Annotated in this window: 18 protein-coding genes; 6 read left to right on the top strand and 12 right to left on the bottom strand. The window is 48.8% G+C overall.

Annotated features, from left to right (window positions below):
• Positions 1 to 64: 64 nt before the first annotated feature.
• The 6 genes from AC14M5_RS22230 to surE all read right to left on the bottom strand — a co-directional run bounded on the left by AC14M5_RS22230 (position 65) and on the right by surE (position 6,275).
• Positions 65 to 1,648 (bottom strand): hypothetical protein, encoded by a 1,584-nt coding sequence (locus tag AC14M5_RS22230; protein ID WP_484031912.1) that lies wholly within the window; start codon positions 1,646 to 1,648, stop codon positions 65 to 67.
• A 43-nt stretch (positions 1,649 to 1,691) separates the two neighbouring features.
• On the bottom strand, positions 1,692 to 3,203 hold the full coding sequence (locus tag AC14M5_RS22225; protein WP_484031911.1) for a hypothetical protein: 1,512 nt from the start codon (positions 3,201 to 3,203) through the stop codon (positions 1,692 to 1,694).
• A gap of 6 nt (positions 3,204 to 3,209) precedes the next feature.
• Positions 3,210 to 3,905 (bottom strand): hypothetical protein, encoded by a 696-nt coding sequence (locus AC14M5_RS22220; RefSeq protein ID WP_484031910.1) that lies wholly within the window; start codon positions 3,903 to 3,905, stop codon positions 3,210 to 3,212.
• Between the two features lie 39 nt (positions 3,906 to 3,944).
• On the bottom strand, positions 3,945 to 4,982 hold the full coding sequence (locus AC14M5_RS22215) for a formylglycine-generating enzyme family protein (RefSeq protein WP_484031909.1): 1,038 nt from the start codon (positions 4,980 to 4,982) through the stop codon (positions 3,945 to 3,947).
• 56 nt (positions 4,983 to 5,038) lie between these two features.
• A complete protein-coding gene (locus AC14M5_RS22210; protein WP_484031908.1) occupies positions 5,039 to 5,323 on the bottom strand; it encodes a hypothetical protein in 285 nt (94 codons plus the stop codon).
• Between the two features lie 187 nt (positions 5,324 to 5,510).
• A complete protein-coding gene (gene surE / locus AC14M5_RS22205) occupies positions 5,511 to 6,275 on the bottom strand; it encodes a 5'/3'-nucleotidase SurE (protein ID WP_484031907.1) in 765 nt (254 codons plus the stop codon).
• 283 nt (positions 6,276 to 6,558) lie between these two features.
• On the opposite strand from surE, the gene AC14M5_RS22200 reads away from it, so the two are divergent.
• From AC14M5_RS22200 to AC14M5_RS22190, 3 genes are all read left to right on the top strand, one after another.
• On the top strand, positions 6,559 to 8,217 hold the full coding sequence (locus AC14M5_RS22200; protein WP_484031906.1) for an FAD-dependent oxidoreductase: 1,659 nt from the start codon (positions 6,559 to 6,561) through the stop codon (positions 8,215 to 8,217).
• Between the two features lie 156 nt (positions 8,218 to 8,373).
• The gene (locus AC14M5_RS22195; protein WP_484031905.1) at positions 8,374 to 9,759 is read left to right on the top strand and encodes an ATP-binding protein; all 1,386 of its coding nucleotides are present in this window, start codon (positions 8,374 to 8,376) and stop codon (positions 9,757 to 9,759) included.
• Between the two features lie 159 nt (positions 9,760 to 9,918).
• Complete coding sequence (locus tag AC14M5_RS22190) at positions 9,919 to 10,341, top strand: CoA-binding protein (protein WP_484031904.1); 423 nt, start codon at positions 9,919 to 9,921, stop codon at positions 10,339 to 10,341.
• Between the two features lie 85 nt (positions 10,342 to 10,426).
• Here the strand turns inward: AC14M5_RS22190 and AC14M5_RS22185 are convergent, their stop codons facing one another.
• Both AC14M5_RS22185 and AC14M5_RS22180 read right to left on the bottom strand, forming a co-directional pair.
• The gene (locus AC14M5_RS22185; RefSeq protein ID WP_484031903.1) at positions 10,427 to 11,341 is read right to left on the bottom strand and encodes a VOC family protein; all 915 of its coding nucleotides are present in this window, start codon (positions 11,339 to 11,341) and stop codon (positions 10,427 to 10,429) included.
• Positions 11,342 to 11,495: 154 nt separating this feature from the next.
• Positions 11,496 to 11,867 (bottom strand): DoxX family protein, encoded by a 372-nt coding sequence (locus AC14M5_RS22180; RefSeq protein WP_484031902.1) that lies wholly within the window; start codon positions 11,865 to 11,867, stop codon positions 11,496 to 11,498.
• Positions 11,868 to 12,001: 134 nt separating this feature from the next.
• On the opposite strand from AC14M5_RS22180, the gene AC14M5_RS22175 reads away from it, so the two are divergent.
• Positions 12,002 to 12,574: a TetR family transcriptional regulator gene (locus tag AC14M5_RS22175; protein WP_484031901.1), complete on the top strand. Its 573-nt coding sequence runs from the start codon at positions 12,002 to 12,004 to the stop codon at positions 12,572 to 12,574.
• A 99-nt stretch (positions 12,575 to 12,673) separates the two neighbouring features.
• On the top strand, positions 12,674 to 13,210 hold the full coding sequence (locus AC14M5_RS22170) for a hypothetical protein (RefSeq protein WP_484031900.1): 537 nt from the start codon (positions 12,674 to 12,676) through the stop codon (positions 13,208 to 13,210).
• Between the two features lie 34 nt (positions 13,211 to 13,244).
• Here the strand turns inward: AC14M5_RS22170 and AC14M5_RS22165 are convergent, their stop codons facing one another.
• From AC14M5_RS22165 to AC14M5_RS22155, 3 genes are all read right to left on the bottom strand, one after another.
• Entirely contained in the window at positions 13,245 to 14,306 is a 1,062-nt protein-coding gene (locus tag AC14M5_RS22165; RefSeq protein ID WP_484031899.1) for an ABC transporter ATP-binding protein, read from the bottom strand.
• Positions 14,303 to 15,937, bottom strand: a complete 1,635-nt coding sequence (locus AC14M5_RS22160) for an ABC transporter permease (protein ID WP_484031898.1) — start codon at positions 15,935 to 15,937, stop codon at positions 14,303 to 14,305. Before AC14M5_RS22160 ends, AC14M5_RS22165 begins: the two co-directional genes overlap by 4 nt.
• Positions 15,938 to 16,173: 236 nt before the next feature.
• The gene (locus tag AC14M5_RS22155; protein WP_484031897.1) at positions 16,174 to 17,271 is read right to left on the bottom strand and encodes an extracellular solute-binding protein; all 1,098 of its coding nucleotides are present in this window, start codon (positions 17,269 to 17,271) and stop codon (positions 16,174 to 16,176) included.
• A 179-nt stretch (positions 17,272 to 17,450) separates the two neighbouring features.
• On the opposite strand from AC14M5_RS22155, the gene AC14M5_RS22150 reads away from it, so the two are divergent.
• The gene (locus tag AC14M5_RS22150; protein WP_484031896.1) at positions 17,451 to 18,143 is read left to right on the top strand and encodes a metal-dependent transcriptional regulator; all 693 of its coding nucleotides are present in this window, start codon (positions 17,451 to 17,453) and stop codon (positions 18,141 to 18,143) included.
• 323 nt (positions 18,144 to 18,466) lie between these two features.
• Here the strand turns inward: AC14M5_RS22150 and AC14M5_RS22145 are convergent, their stop codons facing one another.
• Positions 18,467 to 19,531, bottom strand: coding sequence for a bifunctional phosphoglucose/phosphomannose isomerase (locus tag AC14M5_RS22145; RefSeq protein WP_484031895.1), 1,065 nt, complete (start codon positions 19,529 to 19,531; stop codon positions 18,467 to 18,469).

The raw sequence follows: 19,531 nt of genomic DNA, 5'->3' as shown, positions 1-19,531 counted from the left end.
AGTGAAGAGACCCTAAAGGTCTTACTTGTTGGATTGATTGTTTTGGGGAAAGACCTTTAGGGTCTTAACGAGGCGATAGATACCGATAATACAACGACTGCCTGACATTGGCAATAAAGTTTTTCGAGAGTTTGTCATCCATGAATTGCAGGGTGAGGATCTCATCCGCAACCAGTGAGTTGGGATGTTCATATTCGAGCGCACCTGCCTGTTCAAGATGAGTAGCAGGCACGGGCGGAGTCGTGAGACGCTGATCTTCATCTAAAACAAAATAATATTCATAAGTTCTATAGATCGAGCGGTTGATTTCGTAGAGGGGAGTTATTGCGCCGAGGAGGAGTAATGCGTAAAGCGTAATGCGTAAAACATGAGGTGCTGTTTTCTGAAAAAGGGTTTCTCCAACCATGATCATCAAATAAAACAATGGAGCAATGGATGCGCGCATGACGAAATCACGTCCGCTGCCGAGTTGGATGAAGGGGATCAGGAAGAGGAGCGGGCCTGTAATAGCCCAACGGGGATCACGCCATTTGAGGGGCGCAAGCAAAAGCCAGAGAATTCCACCTTCGAGCAAAAAGAATAAAAAGATATCTTTGAGTGCGATGAATTGAAATCCGCGTTCCTGAGCGGCGGTGTTGGAGGAAAAAAAGAAAGAGGAAACAAGAAAGATAACTCCAGCGGCGAGGAGCAGGCCAAGGTCTATATTCTTGAACGGGGATTTGAAATCTGTCTGCTTGAAGATTTCGATCAGCAGGTAAGGGAGAAGTCCAATGGCAGCGAGGGGGGCGAAGAAGAAACAGAGGGACCAGATGAAAATGAGCTTTCCACGTGTGTCGCTCTCCCAGACAGGCATCGGGACGATGTGAGGGAGCGTATCTTGCGACCGAAGAGTCTCGTTGTCGATGTGTGAGATTCTTCGGTCCCCAACGAACGGGTCACTCAGAATGACAAACAATGCCAGACACAACCATGCAGGGATAGCCTGATTGAAGACCCAAAACAATTGAGTGGTGAAGGACGAATATTGGATATCGCTTGGCCAGATTTCCAAATGTTGAATGGGTGGGAAAAGCGTTGGATACTCTGGCGAGAGGATCAGCGTGCCGAGAGCATCCAGGCCGCTGAAGAAGATAATGAGAAGAATCGTCTTGAGAGGTGATATTTTTAGTTTGAGGCTGAGATGCAATGTGACGAGATAAACGCCAAGCCATGTCCATAGGAAGAGGATGAAGTTTGCAAATTTCCAGCCGAGGAGTTTGCCTGCCAGCGCAACGGGAAGCCAATAGCCCACGTAATAGACCAGCATTTTGATAGGGCCAGTTTCAGGCGTGGAATAAAAAACGGGCCAATCATAATTAATGAGATCATGGAAAACTGCGTTACGCCAATGATGGTCCCAGTTTTGGAAGGCGTACCCGCCGACACCGGAGAGGAAGACCCAGAGGCCAGAGATGAGCAATAAGTAAAAAGTGGTACGGGAATTGGGAATTGGGAATTGGTTGAATGGGGCTTGCTTAAGCAACTGCCAAATTGCCCAAATAATAATAACAACAACAGGAAGGGCAACGGTTAATCGCAGCCAACCGAAGAGGAAGATAATGAAGGGAATGATGAGGTAGAGGAAGGAGATGCGATGGAGATGTTTCATGAAATTGACCATGGACGATGGACGATAGTCGGCGGTCCATGGTCTATCGTCGCTCGTAGATAACGTAATCATCTTTTTGGATTGTAATGGAATAATTGGTTTCCAAGTACGCGCGCAGTTCGGGGAATTCGCGGGAGGTATCTTCGCCTGAGATCCAGGGCTTATCTATTGCGGTGACTTCGATAATAAAACGTGGGGATGATTCTTGCAATTCATTTATAAAATCCGCGCGCAGAGATTGGATGTATGGGTTTGAAACATGATGGTAGAAATAAAAGTCGAAGACATAGGATGTAGCAAGGTGTGTGCGGGCTTCAAGCATGGCTAGCAGGGTGCCGCCCGTCCAATCCAATGGTTGAACGGTGTCGCCTTCTTCAAGATTTTTTTCAAGGAAGTCCCTGATCTCCACGGCGCGGTCAGATGATGTTGCAATTTGCCTGCTTTTGAGTTGGCGGATAAATGTTTGTGAGGGGCGGATGTTAATTAGGATGATTGCAAGAAAGATGAAAGAGGAAAGATGGTGAATGGTAAATGGTGAACGGTTGATGGTTGATGGTTGATGGTTGATGGTTGGGATGGATAGAGATGCTAAAAGGATGATGATGTAAACAAAGGGGATGTAGTGATACGGAAAGAATTGACCTGAGAGGGCGGGGTAAATTGCATAACATAAGGCGAGGGCTACGAGCAAATATGTTTGTTTATTTTGATCGAGATAAATTCCAAATGCGGCGGGAATTAACCATAGTCCGCTTCCGCCGAGACGCCAAATTTGATTCAGCAAAAAGGAGATTCGCTCCGCTGAAGGTGTGATCTCCATTTGACCGTTGATCTGCGCATATAACGGCCAATAGTTTGTGGCAATATTGAGGAAGGGAGTCAATGCACCTGTCAACGCAAGCCAGACAGTGACGAGTGAAACGGGAATCAGGAAGCCAATTGCCATTGGGAGGATGCTTGTTGCGGCGGCATTGAGCGGAGTCAACTTGAGGCGTTTGATCAGGTCAATCATGTCAAAGAGCAGGAAGGGGAGGAGTCCGAGCGCGGCGTGGGGTTTGATGACTGCCGATAGACCGAAGAGAAGGCCGAGGCTGAGTCTATGCTTGAGAGTCAGAGAGTCACGCATTCCTATTAAGAGAGATGATGCGATGAAGATCAATAATAGATATTCGCGTTGAAGTGAAAGGGATGGGCCGCCTTCAAGATATTTGAGACCAAAGAGAAGGCCCGCCACGATTGCAGAGGTCTTGCCAAAGCGCTGCATGAATTGCCATGTGATGAAGATCAGCGCAGCGAGCAGAAGGATGTCGAGAATGCGGATGCGGAAGGCGTTGAAACTAGCAAGGCTGCCAAGAGCATAATAGGCAATATAACTGCCTGGCATTTGAAAGTCGAAGATGTCACGATAGGGGACGCGGCCTTCGCTTTGCATGAGGAAGGCTTCATAGAAGAGCGGCGCTTCGTCGTGCGCGATGGGCCATTGCAAAGAGAACACGGCTTGTGCGATGAGAAACGCGGCGAGCAGAATGAGGATGACGATGGTGAGACGCCGCATGATGTTTTATTTTACGTCTTCGCCAAGATCCATTTCAGTGGTGCTTAGGACTTCACGCGCGGATGGATTTATCTTCGCGATGTAATTCTTGTCATCGGTGTTGTACAAGATGAACATTGCGTAATCAGACTTGTAAATCTGGCCGAGGACTGCATCCACGTTTTCGATCAGTTCTGTATAACCGTTGCCGCCCACATCGGAGAGGCTGATGGTCATTTTATCTTCGTAGCTGAAATAACCATCCTTGTTTGTGTCATTTTTAATAATGCCATAGACCCACCATTTTATGGGCGGAGTGGGCTGGTCTGGGTTAGCGGGATCATATTGCAAGGTTGGGAAACCCGCAGTCTGGTAGATGGTGTATTCATTGGTAGGCAGAAGGCGTTTATGGTTTTCCGTGACCAGGTTGAAGAAGACATAGTTATATGTACCTGATGAATAAGAGGAGTAACTGCTACTGTTGTTGATCCACTCCAGCGGATTAAAGCTGCTATCACGCGCAACAGGCGCAGCGACTACCCCAGCCATCATAATATTCGTACCTTGAACGGCATTGAATGAGGAAAGTATCTTTTCCACAGGCTGAGGGGTTAGAGCGGGCTCTGAACTTACTGATGGACTTCCACCAACGATATCTGGAATGCAGGCTGTGACTACAAGTGTGATACTGAGGATAACAATGAATGGTGTGATACGTTTCATAGGATTCCTTTCTGGCAGATATACTGAGGCGAGAAATATTTATGGCGCTACAGAACTGGCGCAACGAAATCCAGTTGTATCATCGCTGATCACTGGGGTGTCCTCGCTGCGATTTGAGGAACGGGAATAATAATTATTTGCGGTGAATGCCCCGCCTTTAATGGCACGCATACCTGATGAATTTGGGCTCTCACGCCCGTCATCTTTGTTGTAAGGATAAGGGCTGGACAAACTACTGACCCATTCCCAAACATTACCTGCCATATCCATAACTCCGTAGCCACTAGCTCCAGCTGGATACGAACCTACCGGTGCAGTATCCACATGTCCATCGCAGTTTGGGCCTCCGGGAACGAAATAACTATCTATTTGTTCTTCGTCGTCGAAATTGCCTTTATGACAGGAAAAAGTATCGCCCCAGGGATAGATAAATCCGCTTCCGCCACGCGCCGCTTTCTCCCATTCCGCCTCGGTCGGCAGGCGTGCATCCCGCCATTCACAAAATGCTTTCGCCATTCCCCAGTCTACATACACTACGGGATAATTATCAAATTGACTGTCACCATAATATTGAGTACGAGTCCTGGATGTTATTTCTATGGGTTGCTGACAAATCCCATCCCGCACACAGAGTTTATATTCCACATTTGTAACTTCTGTCTTATCTATATAATACGAATCCAGGTAAACGACATGGCTGGGGCTTTCATTAGGGTCTCCATTATCACTACCCATGATAAATTCACCAGCAGGAATCAAGATCATTTCCTGGTTATTATCGTTATTTACGACAAGAGGCAGCGTTGTATAAGTGGGGGTTTCAAAATTTGCAGGAGTTGAAGACTGGGACACAGGCACATCCAATGTTGGAGGGGTGGCAACTGACGGTGTTTCCTTTGATTCAAATAAACGAAGAAAGGGAGGAAATGAGAAAAGGGTGATAACAATTGTTACGATACCACCAATAATCGCAACCGCGATCTGAGGGCTAAGTTTATTATCTTCTTTATCTTCTCCTTCTTTATGCTTCCTGACTGTACGCTTATTTTTTGAAGCAGGGTGGTTGCCTTTTGTCATATGATGTCATCCTGAAATAATAAATATTTTTTATGACCGCGCCAGGTACAAATCCTTTATGCAACGAACTCCCCGCCCATAATCTGTCGCTCAATCAGGGTGCGGGCTGGGGTGAATTTGAAAGTGGTCTCCACACGTTGAAAGCACAGGCCATCTCCCATTAATACTTTGCGGGCAAAGTACACATCGCCGCCCTCTTCATATTCCACGCTGGGATCGTTATCCAAGTCCACGCGGCCTTCGATCAACTCGCCGCAGCGCAGGCATTTGACCGTGAAGCTGTAATAGCGTTTTTCAGGTTTGGCGGAGGAACCGCCGAAGAGTTTTTGGAGGAAGTTCATGGTTTTATTCCCTTATCCGGTGGTCGAGTAGCTCTGAGTGTTCATCGCGACACTTGCACCGCACTGCGTTTGGTGCAGTGCGGGTGAGAGCATATCGAGACCACAAATAAATGAAAGTATTTCTATAACCTGTTGGTCTCGATATAGACGAGAAAAACGCTCGTCTTACTCGACCAACGGATTTTCCCTAAAACTTCCACTTCTTCAACACATCCATTGCCTTGTAATGGGTCAAGTCCAATTGTAGCGGAGTAATGGATACATAGCCCTGTGCGAATGCGCCATAATCCGTGCCCTCTTCGATCACACCTGTGGGCGTTTCGCCGCCGATCCAGTAATAGGCTTTGCCGCGCGGGTCTGCGCGGACATCCAGCGCATCACGATAGACACGCAATCCCTGACGTGTGACCATGAAGCCCTTGAGTTCACTCTCTTTCAAATACGGCACGTTGACATTAATTACTACACCTTCGGGCAATCCATCCGCGATTACTTTTTCAACAATGCGGCGCGCAATCGAGGCTGCACATGAATAATCCAAAGCGCCCCCATGTCCTTCAGGTGAATCAAGCGAGATCGCGATCCCTTTCACACCGGTGATGACAGCTTCCATCGCAGCAGTAACGGTGCCCGAATACGTGACGTCATGTCCAAAATTCGCATTGGGGTTGATCCCTGAAACGACCAGATCAATTTGATCTTCGAGCAATCCCAGCAAAGGCAAAGCCACACAATCCGAAGGCGCGCCATCCGAACTGAATGCAGGTGTCCCATCCGCAAGCAGTGTTTCACGCACCCGCAGCGGACGATCCAAAGTCTTGACATGTCCCGATGCAGACCAATTCTTATCGGGCGCAAAGACAGTCACTTTGCCAAGTTTGCGCATTTCCTGCGCGAGAGCCAGAAGGCCGGGCGCTTGCACGCCATCATCATTTGTTACCAATATATGCATAGTGATTTCCGATTTACGATTTTTGATTGACGATTTGTATGGTGGCCGAGTAGTGCCGAGTGTTTTTCGAGGCACATACCGAGACCACGGTTTTGGATGTTTCGACAAGCTCAACACAAGTTTTCGATTGATTATAACCCTCTGGACAATCTCACGCTTCTCACCGCACTTGAACCTGCCCCAGTCCAACCAGGCTTTTTTCACGTTGGAACGAAAACTCTCACTCATCATTCACATGATGTTAGAATAACGACATCTTCCATCCAGATTAGGGATAAGACCCATGCCAAAACCTATTATCTTTACAATCGATGATGACCCTGCCGTCTTAAACTCCGTAGACCGCGACTTGCGCGGTCGTTATGGACAAGACTATCGCATCCTGCCGATCAACTCAGGCAGAGCCGCGTTGGATTATTTAGTCAAATTGCAACAACGCAATGAGACTGTCGCGTTGTTTTTAGTTGACCAACGCATGCCCGCCATGAGCGGAACGGAATTCCTCGCAGAAGCCATAAAGACTTATCCACAGGCAAAGAGGGTTTTGTTGACCGCCTATGCAGATTCACAAGCCGCCATCGACTCTATCAATGCAGTCGGCTTGGATTATTACCTGATGAAGCCCTGGCATCCGCCCGAGGAACGGCTGTACCCGATACTGGATGAACTTTTAGAAGACTGGAAGATTCGCGTCCGTTTGCCTTATGATGGGATTCGAGTCGCGGGAACGCAGTGGTCTTTATCGAGCCATCAAGTGAAAGATTTTCTCACAAGATATCAAATCCCTTATCAATGGCTGGATATTGAAAAAGATTCAAGCACGCGCGAATTAGTTGACAGTGCATCACCAGATTCCCCAACCAAACTCCCTGTTGTGTTTTTCCCAGATGGAAATACATTGATCGAACCGGGTCTGAAGGAACTGGCTGATAAAGTCGGCCTGCAAACCAACGCCGCGCTTCCCTTTTATGACATCGTAATTATTGGCAGCGGCCCTGCCGGGCTGGCAGCCGCTGTCTATGGAGGCTCGGAAGGTTATCGCTGTCTCGTGATCGAGAAGGCCGCGCCAGGTGGCCAGGCAGGCAGCAGCCCGAAGATAGAAAATTATCTTGGCTTCCCTGCGGGCATATCCGGTGACGACCTTGCCCGCCGCGCGGTTTCGCAGGCAAAAAGATTCGGCGTGGAAATATTGTCAGCACAGGAGGCAACTCAGGTCTTCGTCAAAGATGCGTATCGCATTGTCAAATTATCCGACGACACAGAAATATCCTGCCACGCCGTATTGATCGCAACCGGCGCGTCGTTCCACGTATTGAAATGCCCAGGCGCAGATACATTGACGGGTGCGGGAATTTATTACGGCGCGGCATATACCGAAGCCATGAACTACAAAGATAAGGATGTGTTCGTCGTCGGCGGTGCAAACTCCGCGGCGCAGGGCGCAATGTATCTGAGCCGCTTCGCACGCAAGGTTACGGTTTTGATACGCGGGCCTGAACCGACCGCATCGAAATATCTGGTGGATGCGCTGAACGATAACGAAAAAATTGAGTTGCTATTAAACACCGATCTGATCGAGGTCAAAGGCACGAACACGCTGGAACAGATCATCGTTAAAGATACAAAAAGCGGAGAAGTCCAAACTCTTGATGCCTCCGCCTTGTTCGTGTTCATCGGTGTTCGCCCGCAAAGCCAGCTTGTTTCGGATCTCGTGATGCACAGTGACAAGGGATATATTTTTACAGGCCTCGACCTAATGCTGGATAAAAAACTGCCTCAGGGCTGGACCCTGGAGCGGGTCCCGTTTCCGTTAGAGACCAGCGTCCCCGGCATTTTCGCGGCAGGTGATGTGCGCTTTGGAACCAATCATCGCGTTGCCTCCGCAGCCGGTGAAGGCGCCGTTGCTTTTGCGTTGATGAAGGAATATTTGAAGATGTTGTGAGCGCTATACTGTTGGTCGAGTAACTCCGAGCGCTAGCGAGGAGTATATCGAGACCAACGAGTTACAAGCAAATGAAAGATAATTTGAAAACTTGGTGGTTTCGATACGCCCTGCAAAGAGCATGCAGGGCTACTCAACCACCGATGTATGAATAAAATGAACCTCCAAAACCTGCGCAAATCTCCGCTATTTCAAGGCCTGTCTGACGAGGAGTTACAGCAACTCGTGGATATGGGCGAGCCTGTCTCATTGCACGCAGACGAGACGTTGATCAAACAAGGCGATCTGGGCGATGCAGCCTACGTGATACTGGGCGGAGAATTTGAAGTACAGAAACAATCCGGGCAATCATTGATAAAAATTGATATCCGCAATGTGGGGGATGTTGTTGGTGAGATGGCTTTGCTCTCGCGCACGCCGCGTTCTGCCACGATCATATCCAAGACCGACAGCGAGGCCTTACGTATTCCACAGGAAGCATTCGTAAAACTCCTGTCATCCAGTTCAACCGCGGCGTTAGCTGTATTGCACTGGGTGATGGCGCGCTTGAACCAGAACGATGCCCTGCTGCACCAACAAGAGAAGATGGCCGCATTGGGAACCATGAGCGCGGGGCTGGCGCATGAGTTGAATAACCCCGCCGCAGCTGTGCAAAGAAGCGGATCGCTGTTGAAAGAATCTCAACCGAAATACATCAAGTTGACGCAGGAAATCGAAGCGCTGGCGGTTAAAGAAGGCCAGGTAGAGTGGCTGCATGATTTTATGCAGGAAGCCGCGAGTCGCTTTGAATCGCCGCTCAAACTTGAGGCGTTGGAAAAGATCGACTTGGTAGATCAGCTTCAGGCTTGGTTGGAGGCGAACGGAGTCGACTCCGCATGGGAGCTTGCACCCGCCATGGTCAATTTCGGATGGGACGTGGGCTCGCTTGAAAAGCTGAAGGGCAGCGCTTTGTTTGGCTTGTCGATCCAATGGCTGGGCGTAGCCTGCCTGACGATGGATTTGCTTTCGGAAGTTTTACATGCAACCGAGCGGATCGCGCAGATCGTGCGCGCGATGAAATCATATACTTATCTCGACCAGGCGCCGTTGCTTGAAGTGGATGTCCATGAGGGGCTGGAAAATACGCTGATCATCATGCAGCACAAGCTGAAACAGGGTGTCACCATCAAACGCGAATACTCTCCCAACCTGCCGCGCATCGAAGCTTATGCCAGTGAATTGAATCAGGTGTGGACGAATATCATCGATAACGCCGTGGATGCGATGAATGGCAGAGGTGAAATAACTTTGCGGACATACGTAAAGAATGATTGCGTGGTGGTTGAGATCACGGATAACGGGCCCGGCATTCCTCAAGAAATTCGTGAGCGTGTTTTCGAGCCATTCTTTACTACGAAGCCTCCAGGGTCTGGGACCGGGCTAGGGCTGCATATTTCACATAACATCATTGTCAACCGCCATCATGGACAGTTATTGGTTGAGTCAAAACCTGGCGAGACGACATTCAAAGCCAGCCTGCCGCTCAAGATGGCTCCATCTTAATAACTTTCGTCATTGCGAGGAGGGTGTACTTCCCGATGAAGCAATCTCTTGTACTGTGAGGGAGATTGCTTCGCGAAAGTACAGCTCGCAATGACGAACTGATGGAAATTATATTTTTATGAATTTTAATACGTAGTGTAACCTCAAGGAGAAAACAACATGAATGACCCCAAAGTATTAAAGGAAATACTATTATCCACAAAGACCATAGCCGCTGTTGGCTTGTCTTCAAACCTGGAAAAAGATAGTTATTCGATTGCCGCTTACCTGAAGGAACAGGGCTATCGGATCATCCCTGTGAACCCAACTACACCAGAAATAATGGGTGAAAAGTCATATCCCGATCTATCTTCGATTCCCGATAAAGTGGATGTGGTGCAACTCTTTCGGAAGTCAGAAGATGTTCCGCCCATCGTGGAGGAGGCTATCAAGATCGGCGCGAAAGTTGTATGGATGCAGGTGGGTATTGTTAATGAAGAAGCCGCCCAATCTGCGCGGGATGCGGGTCTACAGGTTGTGATGGATGCCTGTATGCGCGTGACACATCGAACCTTGATCGGGCCAAAGCCGATGAGAGTATAAGATCATAAAAGTGAATTAAAAAACAGCCAAAGCAAATAAGTTGCTTTGGCTGTTTAATTTTTCCACAAGTGCTTGCGCGGGGGACCTATTTTGCAAGAGTTAGCAGTATGCCATTTTGCGATGGGTCATGGAGGAGCAAGCCATCGTCAGTTTGATTTGAGGCGATGCCCGCAGCATTGACTCTTGAAATTATATCATCCAATGCCTTTTGATTTGGCAAGTCAACCGTGAAGTAGCGTAGGCCCACTGCATCAGCAGGAGGTGGTGGCGCGCCCACGCCCTGCCAGGTGTTCAACCCGATATGATGATGATAGCCGCCGGCAGAGACGAACGCCATTTGAAATTGGGTGGCGCTGCCCATCAAGTCAAAGCCAAGGATGCCGTGATAAAAGTCGACAGCTTCTTGAATATTCCGCACATGCAAATGGATATGTCCCATGCGGGTTTCAGGCGGGATGGGTTCATCCAATTTATCATCTTCCTTCAAGTGCTTTAGCAACGCATCCACATCCAATGCCTCACGCCCGTCGCTCCATGAACCATCGGCGCGGCGGGTTTCATATTTGCCATCTTTTATCGTCCACGAGCCGTCTTCGGGTGACTCACAATACAGTTCAATGCCATTACCTTCTGGGTCATCAAGGTAGGTGGTCTTGGTCATGATGTGGTCAGTGGGGGCATTGCGATATTTCAAGGCAAACAATCGTCCCACGGCGCGCGCCAATTCACGGCGATTTGGGAATAAAACTGCGAAGTGATACAGCCCTGTTACACCGCGATATTTTTTCAGGTTGGGTTCTTCGGTGAGGCGCAACAAGTCTGCGCCGCCTGCACCAAGCCCTGCCTTGTTGCCTTCGCGCCAGTGCAATTGGAATCCCAGCACCTGCTGATAGAACGCGATCTGATTCTCCAGACTGGCAACGGTCAACGAGACGTGACCAATCAGCGTGGCGGGATGAATCGAAAATTCGGTTTTATCTGAAGTTTGTGTTTGATTCATTATTCTCCTTACTCGACGATGAGAAATCAAAAGACTTGGAACATCACCGTCTTTCTTCTTTAGACTACACCGATCTCGTTTTAATTTCGTTGCCCGATAATATGTTCTCACCGCTCAGGATGGCGGTGAGAACATATGGTGTCATGATGAGTGATTAATTAGCGATCAATGCCCAACGGCCAATGGCCACGAAGATCGAAAGCGCAAGCAAAACGATGTTCATCGGAATCACGTTGTATTCCTTCTTTGGCAAATGTTCCTGGAAGATCGCCAGCAATTGAATGATGGAAAGGCCAATCGCCGCAACAGGCGTAAGCCATGCCAAAATACCGGTCAGAATGGGGAGTATCATTCCCAATGCGCCCAGCAATTCAGAGGTTCCAACGAAACGCACAAAGCCATCACTGCGGCCTTTCGACCACGGCATCATTTCGCGCACCTTCGCAACTTGCATTGTTTTCATCGAGCCAGCCATGCCGTACATGCCAGCCAGCAGTACCTGTGCGATCCATAAAGCAATATTCATCTTGACTCTCCTTGGTTTGTTTGATAATATACAACCGTTGCTTAAACAACGAGTGTTGTTAATTTACCAAGACAACCTTTTCAAGTCAACCAACAAAACCTGTGATCTGTTGACTAAGCAACACTGGAGACAAAATGTTGCCTAACCCCGACGAAAAACTCGACCCCCGCGTCAAACGGACCCGCGGCCTGATCCTGCGATCCTTTGAGGGTCTCCTCGCTGAAAAAAACTTCGAGAGCATCTCCGTGCAGGATGTGACGGATAAAGCGCAAATCAACCGCGCCACCTTTTACGCGCACTTTCAGGATAAATACGCCCTGCTCGATTACTCGATCAGCCAGATGTTTATGCAGGAGATCGAAAAGCGCATGTTGAACGCCTGTCATTACACCCCCGATAATTTGAGGAGCTTGATTCTCGCAGTGTGTGAATTTCTTTCCAATGTACACAGCGAATGCGCCCAACCACATCAACAATTCGAGTCGCTGGTGGAAGGACAAATCAAAAAACAACTATTTGAACTATTATCCTATTGGTTGAAACAATCCAATATAAAAATCTCAACTGAGATTCCCGCAACAGTTGCCAGTTGGGCAATTTATGGGTTGGCAGCTCATTACAGCCACATGAAAAAACGCCCCGCCCTCGATAAATTCGTGGACGAAGCGCTTCCATTGGTGGCAGTCAATTTAGAACAGTTTGCATAGGGGTGTAGCTAACCAAAACTTTATGCTACACTTGCGGAAATTCAATCCCGCATCAAGCATTTTCGGGAATGAGTCACGCTAGGCTGTGGATAATTAACTATGATTGATTCTGTGATTTGGAAAGAAAAATTACAACAAGGTCTCAACACTTTGAGAAAAAGGCGAAATCAACGTCGCTGGTCATATCGGTCAATAGTCTTATTTGAACGAGAACTAATGATGACATTTTTTAGTGTTCGAGCATTGATAGAGGCGGGAAAACTCACTAATCGAATCAGTCACAAAGAGTACAAATTCCTAACTTACCCAAATAAAGGAAAAGTTGTAGACGACTACACAAAATATTTTATTGATGAATTATTTGATCTAGATTTGAGAGTAGAGAAAAAACTGACATTAAAAATGCTCACTCATCAATTTGTTCATGCCTACGTAATCTTTTCGGATTTCTCGGATGATGGCAAAGTTACTGGAGTTTTGTTGAGTTCTGATCGGGAGAAAAAGGACAGCCTGATACAACTTCCAATCAGCTTAGCAATTGAAATTATTGAAGATGTCATTACAGACGAGATTGTATCAATGCACTTTGAAAGAAACGAAAAAACTGGTGAATTACGAAAGACGAAAATTTTCTAGTTTCATTATAGAAATACCCACAAGTCTTGCCAATCTACTCATCCCCCACTGCAATCCCATTTTGAAATATCGTAACGTGATGTTCTACATTGATGAAGGCATGAACCGACGCGCCGGGGTGAATTAACTGGGTATGCGGCTTGAAGGCATGGATCAACTTGCCAGATGGAAGGCGCAGGCGATACTGATAATACGCGCCGCGGAAAAAACGCGCCAGCACCAGTGCGTTGGGATGATTGCTTTGATCAAAATCCACATCATCGGCGCGCAAGGCAACTTCAACAGATGAATCAACAGGGAGATTTAACTTTTGGGGAATCAGGCCAAGCTCAGTATGAACTCCGTCTTTTTGCACAGTTCCCGGTAAGAAGTCACTGTCACCCATAAACTCAGCCACAAAGCGCGTAGTAGAGGCGTGAAAGATTTCTTCTGGCAGACCGACTTGCTCAAGGTGGCCGCTTTGAAAAACAGCCAGCCGATCTCCCATGTAAAGCGCTTCCTCCTGGTCATGCGTGACGAATACCGCGGTGGCATTCATGGCTTTCAGAATGCCTCGTACCTGCTCGCGGACTTCATGACGCAAGTCTGCATCGAGGCTGCTGAACGGTTCATCCATCAACACCAATACGGGATGAGGAGCGAGCGCCCGTGCCAATGCCACCCGCTGACGTTCTCCACCGGAGAGTTGGTGCGGGTAACGTTCACCAAAATTCTCAAGGCCGACCAACTTCAACATGCTGGTTGTGGTCTCACGTGCTTTTGCGGCAGGCTGACCTTTCAACCCGAACTTTACATTTTCAAATACGGTGAGATGGGGGAACAAGGCATGATCCTGAAATATCATGCCCACGCCGCGCTTTTCAGGCGGAACAAAATTCCCATCGCTGGCAACCAACTGTCCCTTAATGGTGATCGAACCCATATCAGGTCTCTCCAACCCGGCAATGAGCCTCAGGGTGGTCGTCTTGCCGCATCCGCTGGGGCCGACAAGCGCAAGAATCTCACCAGTGCGGAGCGTGAGCGAAATATCATTCACTGCCGGGGTGCCGGCTGATGTGAATTTTTTGGTCACATGGCTTAGTTCGAGAGCATTCATTTGAATATTTTTTCCCGGCGTAACAGAAAATAAAGCGGCCAGGCGGATGCAAGCACGAGCAGCAAAGCGGCTGGCGCAGCCTGTGTATAAAAACCTTCTTCAGCCCAGATCCATACGCGTACCGCGAGTGTATCAAAACCAGCGGGGCGAAGCAATAAAGTGGCAGGCAATTCTTTCAATGAAGTGAGGAATACCAAAGCCGCGCCTGCCATGAGACCAGGCAGGATAAGCGGCAATATGACTTGAAAAATCGTCTGCATGGAGGTTCGCCCAAGCGTGCGTGAGGCTTCCTCCATGGATGGGGAAAGTTGATTCAAGGCAGCCTCGCTCGCGCGAATGGCCTGCGGCATGTGACGCAACACATATGCCATCACCACGATCAACGGGGTTGCATAAAGGAAAGGCAAAAACTGGTTGACAAGCAATACCAAACTGAGGGCAACCACTACGCCAGGAATGGCGTATCCGATCTGTGAAAAACGCGAGATCGCCTGCGATAGCCGGCTGGGATAGCGCACTGCCAGTAAAGCTACAGGCAGGGAAAGTACAACTGCCAGAAACGCGGCCAGACCGGAACTCCATAAACTGTTCCAAACATAATCGCCAAAGCCCTGCGAGCCAGAACGCATAATTGCGGAAAATGATTCAGGGTCAAGCAAGGCTGTGACGCTCCAGAAACTTAATACGAATACAGGCACAAGCAGGCTGGATGAAACAACAAGCATCACAAGTAGTAAGGCTGGAATCTTCCAACGGTGTAACGGGAGGAGGACTGCCGGGCGCCAATGACTATCCATTTGTGTGTAGCGTGCCCTTCCCTGCAAACGCAATTCGCCCCACAAAATAATAATGGCAATGGTGATCAAGATTCCGCTTAGGATCGAAGCGGCGGAGCGATCATATCTGCCTGATAATTGCACAAAGATGGCGGATGAAAATGTTTCGTAACGCAGTAATGCTACTGTACCGTATTCTGCCAGAATATCTAATGCGACCAGCAATGCTCCCGCAGTAAGGCCCGGGCGCAAGGCAGGCAGGGTTACTTCCCAAAATGTGCGCCAACTATTACGCCCGAAAGTACGCGAGGCTTCTTCGATGGATGCATTCAAAGAACGGAAAGCGGCAGCGCTTAATAAATAAACATAAGGATAGGTAAACAAAGTGAGAATGAAGGCCGCACCCCAAAACCCCAGCGGACTTGGCGTTGGCACAGGCCGCCCGAACCACTCTTCCAACAATTGCGGAATCACCCCTCCACGCGGGCGAAGCAAAGTGAGATGAACGATCCCGCCAATATAAGCTGGGATGGTCAGCGGCAGAGCCAGCATCCAGCGAAAAACCTGTCGGCCGGGCAAGTCGGTTCGTTCGGTGAAGAATGCCATGCTCACACCCACCAGCGCAGCTCCGCTTGTGACGGCAACTGTCAGCAGCAATGTGTTTGCGAGCAGCTTCCAAATGCGGGTTTGCAGGAGGCGCATCCACACTTCCGGGCCGCCAGTGAAGGCGCGGAAAAAAATATAAACCAGCGGAATTGCCACAAACAAAGCCACCAGCCCCGCGGCCAGTAAAAGCCGGGGGCTGATGTTAATGTGTTTGGGGATGTGCAGGAAATTCTTCCAGCGCTGCATCATTGAAAATCTATCACATAGACCCTAAGAGACTGTCTGAAATCTCAACTTTAGATATGGATTTGTAGGGACACAGCGAAACGATTTACGGCCAAAATCTTGAATTGACTCGCTGTGTCCCTACTTTTCAGACAATTTCTAAAGGTTTTTTACAGCAAATCAGCAACAAGGTTTACGGAAATCTCCTGATTAACTGCATATTTATTATCAACGGAAACCTTTAGAGTCTTTCTCTTGATTTAGGGCAATCCTACTGTTTCTATCAGGTTGAGTGTTGCATCGAGGTTGAGAGCGGCTTCAGCCACGTTCACATCCGCGAGGCGGTAATCATCCAAAGGCTGCACTTCAGAATGCAGGGCAACACCGGGGATAAGCGGATATTCATAATTCAACTCCGCAAATATTTTCTGACCCTCGGGCGAGAGCAAAAAGTCAATGAAGGCCTGCGCAGCGGTAACGTTCTTTGCGCCTTCAACGATGCCAGCAGCAGTAGCATTAGTGATCAAACCGATCTCACCATCACCCTGATCTGGGAACACGACTCCAACCGGGCTTCCCTCTGCAACCTGCAAATAATAATAGTAGTGATTGACCAAACCGATCTTGAACTCACCTGCGCCAACTGCCTTACGAACATCCGTGTGGCCGCCAAAGAAAGTCACTTCATTTGCGATCATTCCGGTGAGCCATTCCTGTGTGGCTTGCTCGCCAAGTAACTGCATCATCGCGGCGATCTGTGCCTGCATACCACCATTGGTGGAACCTGCTGCGGCGATCTGTCCCTTCCATTTGGGGTCGGTCAGATCAAAAATAGAAGTGGGCGCTTCCTCCGCGCTGACAAGTTCTGTATTGTACATGATAACGCGCGCGCGGCGGGTGATGCCGACCCAGCTATCATCAGGGCCAACAAACTCTGCCGGCAATTCATCTGCCGCGGCAGGATGATACGCTTGAAAGATACCCTGTTGATACATATTCTGCACGGTGAAAATTTCCGTGGTGACAAACACATCCGCTTGCGGGTTTGCCTGCTCTTCGATCAACGCGTTGGCAAGCTCACTGTTATTACCGGACTTGAGCAAAATATTCACGTTCGGATATTCTGCCTGGAACGCATCCAACACCGGCTGGATGAGCGCTTCGGAACGACCCGAATAGATGACCAGATCGCCTTCCACAACCGCGGCTGGGGCTTCTGTGGCAGTGGCTTCTTCGGTGACAACAGGCGCTTCAGTCACTACGGGGGAAGCTGGTTCAGTTGCCGAGGGTGCGCCACAAGCTGACAGCACCAACGCGACGATCAGCAGGGTGAATAGATTCTTCTTAATGGTTTGCATCGAACAAAACTCCTTGAAATTGATTTGAACAGACAAATAAGGGTATATATGTCTGTTATGAAGGGGCGTAGTATAATCACCGCTGCCTCAATAATCTAGATATTTGTATTAAATTTTATCTATATCAAATAGTGAACAGTTTTCAACCTGGTTGAAGATTTTCGGAGTATTTCCTTCAAATGAATGTCAGTTCTACAATGCAGCGATACGCTGCTGAAATTTATCGTCTGCAACAGGATCATAAACAGGTCCCCCTTTCGCTATTAAGTTCCTTTGTCGAGGCATCGGCACAGGCAACCGCCAGTATGGTCAAACGCCTGCAAAAACACGGTTACCTTGCACATGAACCCTATCGTGGTGTGGCGCTTACCCCCGCAGGTGAACGAATCGCCATGCCCTCCCTGCGCCGCCACCGTCTGACGGAAGTCTTTCTGGTCAAGGTGATGAAATACGATTGGGCAACCGCCCATGAACTGGCTGATACCTTCGAGCGCGGCGTGAACGACAAGATCGAAGACCGCATGGATGAGCTTGCAGGTCATCCATCCCGCTGCCCGCATGGTGAACCGATCCCTTCCAAAGATGGGGTCATGCCCCCTGTGAACGACATGCCTCTGATTGACGTCCCCTCCGGCTCAGATTGTGTGATCAGCCGCGTCCGCACTCATGATCTCGAGGAACTAACCTATATCGGTGAGCTCGGGCTGGTGCCAGGTACCTCATTTCATTTGCTGAGCTGTGCGCCGTTTAAGGGGCCTCTGCGCTTGCAGGCAAAACCGCAAGACTATGTGATCGGCTACGAACTCGCCTCTTCTCTGTGGGTGGAAATGGTCAAAAAAGGTGACGGAAACAAACTTCCCCCGAAGAAATAAAAATATAGTTGTCCAAAAAATATGGGACGCTGATAGACGCAGAAAACGCGGATTCTTTTGTATCTGCGTTTACATATTGATCTTTGAAAAATTAATTTCCATTTTCTATGTCGTTGCAAGGAGGGCGTTCGTCCCGACGAAGCAATCTCAAGGTTTGAGCTAGCTGTAAAATTTCTCGTAAACAGGAGATTGCTTCGCAAAGTGCGCTCGCAACGACATGTAATTGACGGAAGTTATTAATTCAAAATTCAGTAGTATCCGTATCGATATTAGCACTCGCCCACGAAGGATTACTTTCGGGGCGAGTGATGTTTAAGTGTGGCTTACGGATTTCCTTTCAATGCATCCTTGAAGCTTGATATCGCGTTCTCTTCGGATGGGTCAACACCGTAAGCCATGGCGAGGTAATAAGCCATGTAATCACCGAAGATGATCAAGCTCCACAATTGGGCGATGAGCGATTCACCGCGCGCATCGATCACATCTGTGTTCAAGGCTTCGAGCATGAATGCCTGGCGCATCAAATCTGAACGCAATCGGTTACGCGGATGATCGTTCGGTGAGCGCATGAACAGGGTCATGGTATGAGCGTTGAGGGTTTGGTTCGGGTTGAGGGTGGCAAGCAGAGTGTTATGGTTCGCTTCGGGGATGACTTCAATATTCGCGCCGGCCTTCGCGAGTTGGTTGATCTGCGTCTTCCATCTTCTGGCAATCGGCTCGAGATTTTCAGTACCCACAAAAGTGACCCAGCGCCCTACCAATTGACCCGCGTATCGTTTGGCAGGATTCTTCGCGGCGATCACATCCGCGACGATATGCTGCTGTGATCTTTTCATCCTGGCGACGGCCTCAGCTACATCGCTTGCAGGGTCAGGGATTAAGTCCAGGCGGGTAAATAATGCGAGTAGCAAAGCATAAGGAAAGGCGATGCCAGCATTGGCTTTGCCCTTATGATCGAACTTCCAGACGGGGACATTTTTTTCGGAAGCGCGCTTGGTCAATTCTCCGCCGGTGGAAATGACGAGCGTGCTGCAATCATTCTCGAGTGCAGTTTCAAAAGCATCCAACGTCTCTTCGGAATTACCTGAATGTGAAACGCAGATGACCAAAGTCTGCTTGGCGTTTGCAAACGGAGGCAGGCCATAGTTGCGGTGAACTGTGACAGGGATGCGAATGTTCGAGAAAACGGAAGCAGCTACCAGTTCGGCAGAGACCGCCGAGTTTCCCATGGCAGGGATCACAATGTTTTGGATGTCTTTGAAATCAGGCAGCGTTTGAGTCTGTCCCAAGTCCCATGCCTGCGCCAATTGATCGGGCAAGGCATCGATTTGGGCAAGCATATTTTGTTTATCTGTTTTTTTAAAGAAGTCGAGGTCGTCTAGGTTCAT

The organism is Candidatus Villigracilis sp. (assembly GCF_057083605.1).
The sequence above is the reverse complement of the archived record's forward strand: the minus strand, read 5'-3'. Positions and strand labels throughout refer to the sequence as shown.